General features: G+C 68.8%; 7 protein-coding genes and 1 pseudogene. 1 reads left to right on the forward strand and 7 read right to left on the reverse strand.

Annotated elements, in window-relative coordinates; translation table 11 throughout:
* Window positions 1-236: 236 nt before the first annotated feature.
* From BU204_RS37195 to BU204_RS37205, 3 genes are all read right to left on the reverse strand, one after another.
* Complete coding sequence (locus tag BU204_RS37195) at window positions 237-1,628, reverse strand: recombinase family protein (protein WP_233161056.1); 1,392 nt, start codon at window positions 1,626-1,628, stop codon at window positions 237-239.
* 1,158 nt (window positions 1,629-2,786) lie between these two features.
* Entirely contained in the window at window positions 2,787-2,999 is a 213-nt protein-coding gene (locus tag BU204_RS37200) for a hypothetical protein (RefSeq protein ID WP_075130489.1), read from the reverse strand.
* A gap of 224 nt (window positions 3,000-3,223) precedes the next feature.
* Entirely contained in the window at window positions 3,224-4,225 is a 1,002-nt protein-coding gene (locus tag BU204_RS37205) for a Gfo/Idh/MocA family protein (protein ID WP_075130490.1), read from the reverse strand.
* A gap of 876 nt (window positions 4,226-5,101) precedes the next feature.
* Between BU204_RS37205 and BU204_RS37210 the strand changes: the two genes are divergently transcribed.
* Window positions 5,102-5,767, forward strand: coding sequence for a metallophosphoesterase (locus tag BU204_RS37210; RefSeq protein ID WP_083661981.1), 666 nt, complete (start codon window positions 5,102-5,104; stop codon window positions 5,765-5,767).
* Here BU204_RS37210 and BU204_RS37215 read toward each other — a convergent pair.
* The 4 genes and pseudogenes from BU204_RS37215 to BU204_RS37225 all read right to left on the reverse strand — a co-directional run.
* Entirely contained in the window at window positions 5,749-8,970 is a 3,222-nt protein-coding gene (locus tag BU204_RS37215) for a S8 family serine peptidase (RefSeq protein ID WP_143230038.1), read from the reverse strand. The genes BU204_RS37210 and BU204_RS37215 overlap by 19 nt on opposite strands.
* Window positions 8,971-9,203: 233 nt before the next feature.
* Window positions 9,204-10,274, reverse strand: coding sequence for a hypothetical protein (locus BU204_RS37220; RefSeq protein ID WP_075130491.1), 1,071 nt, complete (start codon window positions 10,272-10,274; stop codon window positions 9,204-9,206).
* A gap of 386 nt (window positions 10,275-10,660) precedes the next feature.
* Window positions 10,661-10,795 (reverse strand): hypothetical protein, encoded by a 135-nt coding sequence (locus BU204_RS42125; protein WP_269844684.1) that lies wholly within the window; start codon window positions 10,793-10,795, stop codon window positions 10,661-10,663.
* Window positions 10,796-10,853: 58 nt separating this feature from the next.
* A pseudogene (locus BU204_RS37225) lies at window positions 10,854-11,498 on the reverse strand (hypothetical protein); the annotation flags it as partial.

An 11,498-nucleotide genomic window follows, 5' to 3' on the forward strand; every position in this document is an offset into this window, starting at 1 on the left:
CATGATCCTCATAGTCCATGCCTCCACGATCTTGGGGGAAGCTCAGTCCGAGGAGATTGACGGCTCGGCCAGAAGCCTTCGAATGAACCGATGACAGGCAGCTCAGGGCGCTCTGTGCTGCGCCGCGCATCCGCGGACTCAAGACAAATCAAGGCGAAGGGATAGTGCGCAAGTCCGTCTCGGACACATCATTACCCCATGAACGATCTTCGTCGTTCCCGTCGGGGTTCAGGCGCTCATCGATCGAAATCGTCTGTCGCGGTTGCCGTCTCCACGATCCACCCTGCGGTGTCGCATACGATCGTCAGATCGAACTGGCGCATCAGTTCGGCAAGGTCATCACGTTCCCTGCTGTCGCCACTCCCCCGCTCTTCGGGGCCTAGTTTATCGTCGAGCTCCAGGACGGCGAGATGGGCGGGGAGGCTGGCGAGGATGTGGTCCTCGCGAACGTAGAGGTTCTTCGGCCGGTCTGGGGTCGCTTCTTGGGCACTGGTGTGACCGTGGCGGCAGCGGTAACCGGCCCGGTTGTTGACCCAGTGGGCGTCCATCCGCCGACCGCAGGGTCGGCAGCGCACCAACCCGGCCAGTAGATACACACGGGTGGTCCCATCGTCGGTCGGTCGGGCGGCCCGGATAGCCTGGGCGGCGACGAAGTCCCGCTCGGCGACCAACGGTGGGTGCACGATCTGTTTGGAGATCACCCAGTCCTGCCCCGGGTTCCACCGATGTACCGGCCCACGCCGTTGCTTGCCGCGTGCCGCGTCGTGGTCACGGCCTTGCCGGTTCCACACCTGACGACCCGTGTACCGCGGGTTCGCCAGGATCGCGGCCACCGTACGCAACGTCCACACCTCACCACTGCGATGACCGTTCCGGGCCGGATCCACATGCGACGGAGACGGCACTCCCCTCTCGTTCAACTCCCGAGCGATACTCGCCACGCTCCTTCCGGCGAGACGTTGCGCGAACATCCACCGCACATGCTGTGCTGTCGCCGGGTCAGGGTCGAGCCTTCGCAACCGTCGCCCCCACTGCGCGTGGGCACGGTTCGGATGCGGACCAGCATCAACCAGCCGATACCCATACGGCGGCCGACCACCCAAATACCTACCCTGCTCACACACCTGCGCACGCATCGCCGCGGTCACCCGATGGCGGGACCGCAACACCTCGCGCCGCGACTGCGCGCCCAGCAGCAGCATCAACGCCTGATGCGTCACATCATTCAGGTCAAGCGGACCGCCAGTCTCCGGCAACCACAACTGCACCCCATACCGGTTCAACACCGGCATCAACTGCTGAAGCTGATCACCGTAGAACGCCCGCTCGAACTCCCCCACCACAATCGCATCGAATCCCCGGTCCGGGTCCGCCGCGGCGTCGAGCAGCGCAGCGGCCTCCGGACGGTTCATCCACGACAAACGCCGCGAATAGCCGCTGTCGAAGAACTCGACCACGACCACACCTCGGCCCGAGATGACATTTTCTGCGACATCGCGCTGCCAATACTCGGACGACGTCCTATCCTGATAGTCCTCCGTTGACGTACGGCCGTAGAACGCGAAACGCAACCCGACGTTACGTTTCTCGGATTGCGCACGACCGCGTTGGGGCTGTCTCTGTACCACCCAACCCTCAAGCATGCTCTCGTCCACAACACCCATATCTCACTCCGACGATCGTCGCCATATGCGCTCCGACATTTGAGACGTCAAGCAGGCACATCTGTGACGCGAAGTACCTACGCAATCACTCCCGGCAGTCGCGTGCACCCGACCGACAAGATGTCCACCGCCGCCAACGACCGTTCGCACACCTGCTCATCGCCAACGGCGGGCTGAGCCGCGGCAGGCGCGCACCCTGGAAGATAAGGCCGGCATGCGGGTCGTGGCGCGCACGCACTCATCCTCGCCAAGAAAGCTCGCAACAGCGAGGGCCGGCCCGACCCAAATCCGTCACGAGCCGACGAACGAAATCCTGATCCTGGCTGCTGTGGGAAACGAACACCGCCATGACGGCACATCCTCCAGTGACACCCGCATCCAACCTGGACCAGAGCTATATGCCTCAGGTAGCGGACCCTGACCAGTCGACCAGCCTCGACGCGCCGGGTTCCGATGTCCCTGGTCCCAAGGTGAAACCTTCGGCGGCACTCCGTCGATACAGCCGACGACGTGGCATCGAGCCTGAGAGGACATCATTGACTGGCGTGGGGAAATCCCGTTGGGCGCGGTACGGGAAATTCGGTGCGGTCATCGCCTTCGTCGTCGCGGTCGTGGTGGGCGCCGCGAACATCGACAGCGCCCTGTCACTGGCGGAGAGGATGTTCGGCACGGGCGACGCACGGAACCCCACCGAAGAAGCGGCACCACCCGCGGACGTGCCCCCCACGACGACGCAACCCCCTGCCGCGAGTACGACAACCACGACCTCCGCCCAGCGCGTCACGCCCGAAGACGTCTCCACAACGGAAGAGGAGACGACCACTCCAGAGCAGAACGTTCCCGCACCTGCTCCACCCACTCGAGGCGACGCGCTCGTGATCACCGTCCGGATGGGAGGTAGCGGCAAGATCGGGCCGTCCGAGTACCGCGCGGGCATCACTCCCGGCGCGAACGTCGACGTGTACGACGATGTCGGGCAACTCAGCCGAGGGTGTTACCCCTCGTGGGTTCTCACCCGGGACGGTGTCGAGGTCAAGAAGGTCAGGAACGAGCGGTGCACCTCCGGAGGCATCACCATGTTCAACTTCGGCGACTCGCTCGACCTGCCCGGAAGTTACCGGCTCAGCGTGACCTGCCGAGTTGGAAGAGGGCCAGGTCGACATCCCGGGCGGCCCATGTCGGATCGTGCCGGTGTGCGTTGTCGAGGAGTTTCCCGATCAGGGCCATGTAGCGGCCGTACCGGCCCGGCGTGGACGTCAGGGTCTCACCGAGCATGGTCAGCCCGGCGTGTGCCCATCGGTCGTAGACGGCCAGACGGTCCGGTGCCGCGGTCACCAGAACGGCGGAGGCGAGCGCGTCCCCGGTGGTGAATCCGGGTAGTGCGATCAGTTCCCGCCGGCCGCGTCGCGCCCAGTTGCTCGCGACGACGCGGCCCGGCGAACCGTGCCGGAGGAGGTGCGCCGGCTCTGGTGGGACGCGTACCTCGGGCGCATCGAGGTCGCTCCTCTCGGGCCGGAAGGGGTGCGGGCGATCCTGGACGGCGTTGACGGACCGTCGTCCTACCGCAGGCGCTCGACCAGCTCGAGGACCCGCACCGAGTCCAAGGGGTCAACGGGCAGCGGGTCGCCGGAGCGCAGTGCTGAGGCCAGCAGCGTGTAGAACTCCGCGTACCGACCCGGTTTCGTCGGGACCGCGCGGAGCTCGCCGTCCAGGCCTGCTGTGCCCCAGTTCGCCTCCGGCTCCCGCCCGAACGACTGGTCGGACGGCGACGCACCGGCGCGCAGAGCGGACTCCTGCGGGTCCAGGCCGTACTTCGTGAACCCGCCCCGCGAGCCGAGCACCCGGAACCGCGGCCCGACCTGCGCCGCGAGCCCGTTCATCCACAGGTGCGACACCACGCCGGACACGTGACGCAGCACGACGAACGCGTCGTCGGGGGCGGCGCCACCGCCTCGGGTGAACAGCTCGTGGTACACCGGCTCCGCCCCGCCGAACAGCCGCACCGCCTGATCGATGGTGTGCGTCCCCAGGTCGTACAGGATCCCGCCGCCCTCCGACACCGGTGTCGACGTCTTCCACGACCCGCCGCGGTCCGGTTTCCACCACTCGAACCGGGACTCGAACCGCCACACCTCACCCAGCTCGCCGTCGGCCAGCAGCCGCTCGACGGTGCGGAAGTCGCCGTCGAAGCGACGGTTCTGGAACACCGTCAGCGGCACCGCCAGGCGCGCGGCCTTCTCTACGAGCGCCCACCCGTCGGAGGATGTCACCGTGAACGGCTTGTCGACCACCACCGCCACCCGCGCGTCGAGGAACCGGTGCGCCAGCCCCGCGTGCGTCACCGGCGGGGTGCCGATGACCACGACGTCCACCTCCGGCAGCGCGTCGACCCGCGGCACGACCTCCGTGCGGGGATAGCGGGCACGCACCTCCGCACGCCGCCGCTCGTCGCCTGTCACGACCGCGGTCAGCGCGAAGTCCGGGTTCGCGGCGATGAACGGCGTGTGGAACACCCGACCCGAGGTGCCGAAGCCGATTACGGCTGTCCGAAGTGGTCGCATGCCTGCACCGTGCCAGGGCCACGACCGGGTGGCAATCGGAGGCTCGGCAGCGGTCACCGACTGCCGCCGTCAGCGCCAGCGCGGTCGTCGCCCTGTCCCGTGCTTTCGGGGATGTTCACAGGTCGAGGTCATGGCGAACCTGGGATTGAGAACCGTGCGGGAATCGGCGCGGTGGCGGCCGGATTGGTGACTCCAGGTTCCAGTGCGTGGCGCCTGGTTATAGCTGAAGGTGGGATCGATGAACACGGGGAACCGCGTCGGTGGGTCTCGCAACATCGCCTGGTCGGGCAGTGGCGTCAAGCTCTACACGACCGGCCGCTCGATCGAAACCACCACGCTTGGACAGTCCGCGCCGGATCCGAGTCACCACGGCGACCGCAGCTCGGGTCTTCACCACGAGGTCGTGTCCGAAGCCCCGATCGGAGGCGCAGATACGGAGTCCACGCCTGGTCGCGCGTCCACGTACGTCGCAACTGACCCGTCGACGCGCTGCTCCGGCAACCGAGAACGGCCAGCTCAGGGTCATCCCCGCTCGCCGTGCGAGGCCCGGAGAAAGTGGCGCGGAGCCACCCCTCGGAGACCTCGACCGGGGCCGCAGTGGCCCTGGTCACGAACGTACCGTTCACCGTCTTCGCGAACGTGGCGTCGGCCGGCACCGCCTGCTGAACCGCCGCAGCCGACGCCGATTCCCGATCGGCAGCCACGCTCACGGCTGGTGGCGACGGCTCCGCACGATCTGTCTTCCACTGCCGCCGGCCGACCTGGTCGCGAACCTCCCCTGAGACAGCGCATGATCCTCGCGCACGTCAGCGACCTGCACTCGGCCATGGCCATGACCACGACGGCGGTGCGCGGGCGACCCGCCGCGCCCGTCAGGTGCTCGACTATCTCGACGACATCCCGGGCGAGGTGAACGCGGTGCTGGTCACCGGCGACATCACCGACCACGGGACGCCGGCCGAGTACCAGGAGGCGGCCCGACTCCTCGGCACCTGCCGGTTCCCGGTGCTCACCTGCCCAGGCAACCACGACGAGCGCTCCGCCTACCGAGCGGTCTTTCCCGACGGACGGGCGGAGAGCCCGGTCAACCAGGTGCACCGGTTGGCGGGAGCGACGTTCGCGATGTGCGACTCGAGCATCCCCGGCCGAGCCGGCGACCTGCTCGACGACAGCACGATCGACTGGCTGGACGAGGTGCTGACGGCCGCGCCGCGGGACGAGCCGGCGTTCGTCTGCTTCCACCACCCGCCGGTACGCCTGGGTGTGCCGTTCGTGGACGCCATCCGCCAGTTCGGGGAGCAACGCCTGGCCGAGCTTCTCCAGCGGCACCAGCACGTCCTCGCGGTCCTGTGTGGATATGTTCACACGGCCGCCGCCGCCACGTTCGCCGGGCTGCCGCTGCGGGTGGCTCCCGGTGTGGTGTCGATGATCGTGCCGCCCCGGGAGACCGGCACGATCATCGACTACCGGCTACCGCCCGGGTTCGCCTTCCGCGCAGTGGGCGAGGACCGCGGGCTGGTCACTCACTTCCGCAGCTTGTAGGCGTCGATGAGCGTCTGACGGACGGTGTCGCCCTCGCGGTCGGTCGCCGCCGCACGCAGCGAGACCGTCTCCGCGGCGGCCGGGTGGTGCAGCACCGCCACCAGGTTCGCCAGCACCGGCACCCGCTGCCAGCTCGCGCCGCGGTCGTAGGAGACGTCGACCCGGATCGATCTCGGCCTGCTTACCTCGCCGGCCTGGTCCTGGAGCAGCAGCGGCACCAGGAACGGATCGCCGGCGGGTGCGGAGTTGGCCCTGTCCAGCTCCGGCAGGAACCGGACCGCGTTCAGGTTCACCGCGACCTGATCCTCACCGTCCGCATGCGACGATGTGAACGTCCACTCGGCACTGATCGAGGTGGTCAGATCGAACGTCTTCAGCCGGGTGGCGGTGGTCACCAGCCGGTACCGACCGGGTTCGGCCGGCAGCCCCTCGAAGAAGCCGTAGCCCGCGTCCGACGTCTCGCCCAGCAGCTCCTCGCCGCGGTACAGCTGGGTGCTGGCGGTCTCGACGGCGGAGAATCCGGCGTTTCCGGACGAGTCGCTGAACAGCGGGATGTTCACGCCGAGGTAGTCGCCGTACCGGTAGACCCACGGGACGTCCTCGGGCGGCAGGGCCGGGCCGAACACCGCGTAGTTGAACCGCGCCGGGTACGTGCGGCTCGCCCGGTAGGCTGTGGGCGGTGAGGTCAGCCGCCCGACCAGCGTCTCCGCCTGCCGATCCTCGAGCAGCAGGTCCGTGGTCCAGCGAACGCCGCCCTCGGTGGTGTAGTACTCGGTCCGGGTACTCGGCAGGGGCACGTCGGTCCCCACCCCGACCACGAACGCGACACCCTCGCGCGGCAGCGGGAACGCGACCCGGATACCGCCGAGCCCTTCGGCCGCGGCGCCGAGGTCGGCTCGCACGGTCGCGAGGTCGCGCTGTTGCACCGCCTTCTCGAACCCGGTGGGTACCTCGCCTGCGGGGAACCAGGACAGTCCGTAGAACGAGCCGTCCTCGGCGAACCACTGGGTGTTGACCTTGCCGGCGAGCGTGGTGCCCGGGAGCACCTCGCCGAGTTGGGCGGTGGAGACCCTGCTCAGGTCGTCGGTGAGAATGGCCAGGCCGCTCATCGTGAGCTCGGTCACGACCATGTACCCGACGTCGCCGAGCGCCATTTCCATGGGGCTGGGCGGCGTGACGCGGATCGGTCTCGCGTCCCGAGCGTCCGCGGTCACCGTGAGGTCCCGATCCACCACCAGTCCCGGGTGCACGAGCAGGTCGATATGTCCGGTCTGCTCGTCGATCACCCCGACGTCCAACAGGTACTGGCCCTTGGGCATGCGGAGCCGCACGGAGCCGTCGTCGTCGTAGGGGAACTTCATGGTTGTGTTGTCCAGGCCGATCAGGGTCGCGAAGAAGTCGACGGCGGGTGCACCGTTCTTGTCCAGGACGTTCACCGTGAGGTCATAGCTCTCCACCTCCCGGTTGATCGCCACCGGCGTCCTCGTCGTGGTCCCGGCTCCGGTCGCCACGACCGTCCCGGAGTACACGCCGTCGGCCTCGCCGAGGCGGGTGTCGCCGGTGACGGTGACCGACGCGGTGCCGCCGGGCGGCACGGTGAGTTCGGTGGCACTGAGCGAGAACAGGCTTGCCGGTGTGCCGTCCGGGCCGGTGGCCTCGGTCGACAGGGTCAGTGTCAGGTCGGTCTCGCCCAGGTTCTGGTAGGTGAGTTCCTGGCTGACCGGTTGGTCGTCGCCGTGCGGCCAGGCGACGGTGCCGAGACTGACGCTGGTGGGCTCGGTGACCACGCTCTGGGCCAGTGCCGCCGGGACGTCGACGCGCCCGGCGCCCTGCTCGAAGGCGGTGAGCGAGGCGTGCGGCCGGGCCGAGGCGGAGAGGGCGGCCTTGAGCTGTGCGCCGGTCCAGTCCGGGTGGTGCTGGGCGAGGAGTGCGGCGGCACCGGCCACGTGCGGGGCTGCCATCGAGGTGCCGGACAGGGCGGTGTAGCCGTCCACGACGGGCTCGCCGATCGTGCCTTCGGAGTGCAGCGCGGCGACGATCTCGACGCCGGGTGCGGTGATGTCGGGCTTGATGCCGCCGTCGCCGACGCGCGGGCCGCGGCTGGAGAAGCCGGCCAACTCGTCATCGCGGTCCACGGCGCCGACGGTGAGTGCGGCGGCGGCGCTACCCGGCGAGCCGACCGACTCCGCGCCGGGGCCGGAGTTGCCGGCCGCGACGACGAACAGCGTGCCGTGTTCGACCGAGAGCGTGTTGACCGCTTCCTCCAGCGGGTCGAGCTCTTCGGTGTCGCCGCCGCCCAGGCTCATGTTGACCACGTCCGCGCCCTGCTCGGCCGCCCACTCCATGCCGGCCACGATCCAGGACTCGTAGCCCGAGCCGTAGTCGTCGAGCACCTTGCCGTCCAGGATCCGTGCGCCCCAGGCCACGCCCCGGAACCGACCGTCGGACTTCGCCCCCGTGCCCGCCACGATCGACGCCACGTGCGTGCCGTGCCCGAAGCGGTCGACGTTGTCCGGCGCGTCGGTGAAGTTCTGCTCGGCCGCTTCGCGGTCGGCGAGGTCGGGGTGGGTCTGGTCGACGCCGGTGTCCAGCACGGCCACCGTCGTGCCCGTGCCGGTCAGCCCCGCCTCCCAGGCGGCGGGCGCGCCGATCTGCGGCACGCTGTGCTCCAGAGTGGACTTGCGCTTGCCGTCGAGCCAGATTTTCTCGACGCCGCCGGCCGTTCGGCGCGTCGTCGTGCCGTCGGTGAGCGCCTCCCAGACCTCGCCCCCCTTGTCCGCGGCCACGGCCACGGCATCGATGCTGGGCAGCTCCCGGGTGACGGTGTCCGCGGCCAGCTGCGGCGCCGAGCGTCCCTCTGGATGGGTGACGATCAGGGGCACGCTGTCCCGGCGGGCGTCGTCGTAGCCGAACTCGAGGAGCGTCGTCACGTCGAACAGCCGCCGGTCCAGCCGGCCCTGCGCCACCAGTCGGACGGCGTCGGCCGGGATGACGTAGTCGTGGCCGTCGTGGGTCCGGGCGGAGAAGGTCATCCCCTCCCGGCCCGCACCGGGTCGCACCGATCTCGTCCTGCCGTCCTGGACCATGACCTCGTCGCCGGTCACCAGCGTGACCGTGCGGATGTCGCCGGTGGCCGGTGGTGTGGATCCCGGCGGCGCGGCGGTCGCAATGGGGGCGGTGACCAGCACCGTTCCCAGGACCACGGCGCACACCCCAGCTCTTCTGCCGATTCGCACCTGGCACCTCCCAATCGAGGAGGGGGCCGGTTCCGGTGATCTGTACGCGCCGCGATAGATCGCCGCGTGTGCCTCACGTGAGACTCAGTGCCCCCAGTCCTGCCTGCGGACGCAACGTATCGACGTGCCGGGTAGGGGGCAATCGGCCGATCGGCCAATTCGTTGGGAAATAACCGCGAAGTACGGCCTCACCACTTACCTCATCGGCTGAAGGCGCCGGAACTGTGCCAGAGCTTCCTCGTAGACCGCCACGGCCTCCCCCGGTGGTGGCCGCCGGCGTCGAGCGCCTTACTCCGGCGATCGTGATCCTGCTGCCCGGTACGTCGAGCGCGATGGCCAACTCTGCGTCCTCGTGCCTGGCGAGCCCACTCAGCACATTGCTTAGTCATTAGCGCGGTGGACAGGATCAGGCGCAGTTCCTGGTCGTTCCCGCTCAGCCGGCGCAGCCGCCGCACCGAGTCGTCGGCCGTGTCGAGGGCGTCCTCGGGCAGGTCCGCGGCGTCGAACGCGCCTGCGAGCGTGTTCAGGGCGTTGGCGAGGTCCGGCCCGAACGCCGGATCGCGGGTGGTGAGGTCCTGGTAGCGCTGAACCGCGTCGACGGCGTAGGACAGCGCCTCCCCGGTCTCCTCGAGTGCCCCGAGCCGGATCGCCATGCGCACCGCCAGCCAGCCCAGCGTCTCCTCGTCCGGCTCCGGCTTGCGCCGTTCGTGTTCGAGTGCCGCGCGGGTGCGGACCACGGCGAAGACGGCCAACGCCAGGCTCTGGTCGGGCAGGTGGTCGACAACCAACTCGGCCAGGTCGGGGTCGTTCTCGCTGAGCTCGGTCAGCACCGAGATCAGCGTCTCGTCCTCCAGCTGCGTCGCCACCGCCATGCCGACCGGCAGCCGATCGGCCGCCGACGCGGACAGCAGGTCGTGCATCACAGGCCGCAGGTGCGCGTGCCGAGACGCCGACCGTCCCAGCACGGTCAGGCCACGGACCAACTGGCCTCGTTCAATGACGGACTGACCGCCGCCGCCATGTCCGGCTGGGTCGACCAACGTCATCGCGACAAGGTCCTCACCGAGCCGGTCCGGCCGCACCGGGTTGAGCGCGGACTCCCCCGGGTACATTCCGGCCAGCCACCGGCGGTACCGCTCGACCCGGTCACCCTCGACACCCGCGAAGGCTGGTAGCCGCGCAAGCAGTGTCCGGGAGACGCCGGCCCCCTCGGCGACCCACGAACGGAACGCGACATCGCCATGGTCCGCGTCCCCACCGACCGGTCGCACCCGCGGTCGTCGCCTTCCACACAGCCATCACCGAAGCGAGCCGCTCCGGCATCGCCCTCCCCGGGGGAACATCGTGGCTGCCACGCTGAACACGCCAACCTTCGACACGCCCGGACCGCCTGGCCGCGCGGCGTGGTGAGCGAACGTACACGAAACGTCCCTGGACCTCGTTACGCGAGGTGGCCGAGGCGTCCAGCGCGAGTGCGGCCTCCAGCGAGACGATCCGCGAGTTCTGCAGCGCCACAACCTCCCAGCGGTCGTTCCGCCACGCAATGACGTACAGCTGCACGCAGGTAGCGGCTCGGCAGCGGCTCCTCCTCGCCCGGCATCAGGATGCCCAGGCTGTGGTGCAGTACATCGCCAGCAGCCTTTCCACCGTTGGCTTGTCAATCGCCGCGTCGTCGCATCGATCGGTACAGCAGCCACAGCGCCAGCGTCACCGGTGTCAGGACCGCCGCGAACAGGATTCCCGCGAACATTTCGTAGCCGGCGATGGCCGAAGCCAGAGTTTCGGTGGCCATCGCCCGTGACCCTGGAAAGCCCGCGCCGGCATGCCTCGGCGAGTACCACCTGTGAAGCTCACTCGCCGAAGACCCGGCGGGTGAATAGTGTGCAACTTCGTCCTCGGACACGCACGTTAACTACACGGGGTGAAGCGGCGACGTACACGGCCTGCTCCTCCGGTTCGTAGCGAAGGTCCAGCCGAAGCTCGGAATACAGCTTGATCAGGCTTTGTGGCTTCGCATCGCCCAACCTTGCGCCTACGTCGCCGAGTGAGTCGACCATGGCGAACACGTCTGCTCGATCCAGGGTCCTCTGCGCGGGTGCGTTGTCCAGTTCGGCGCGGGCTGCGGCGCGCTCGGCCTGAGCCGTGTTGATCACTTCCACCAGCGCCGCCGGGTCGACTCCCGCCTCGATTGCGCTCTGATGCCGGCGAAGCCGAGCCTCAGCATCCGCCAGGCGCTTCTTCGCCACCTCCCGAGCGGCGTCGACTTGACCACTCTCTTGGGAGACCACCAGCTTGTCCACGAGCCGGTCGATGTTGTCCCGGCCAAACAGCCCTCCGATCCAGGCGTTGAGCGGCTCGACCACCCACTCCTGGCGAAGATTGACCGTTCGCGGGTGAGCAGCGAGAACCGACGAACCCGGCGCGAGCGTCCGCGCGGCGCATCGGTAGTAAGAAGTCGTTTCAGAATGATCGGTGTGTCGGCTGGCAGTGGTTGA

The sequence above is a fragment of the Actinophytocola xanthii genome (assembly GCF_001921205.1).
GTDB lineage: Bacteria > Actinomycetota > Actinomycetes > Mycobacteriales > Pseudonocardiaceae > Actinophytocola > Actinophytocola xanthii.

Coding starts and splice junctions, on each gene's coding strand:
- BU204_RS37205 (WP_075130490.1), bottom strand. CDS start 4,225: ATGCGACCACTTCGGACAGCCGTAATCGGCTTCGGCACCTCGGGTCGG.
- BU204_RS42125 (WP_269844684.1), bottom strand. CDS start 10,795: ATGGCCACCGAAACTCTGGCTTCGGCCATCGCCGGCTACGAAATGTTC.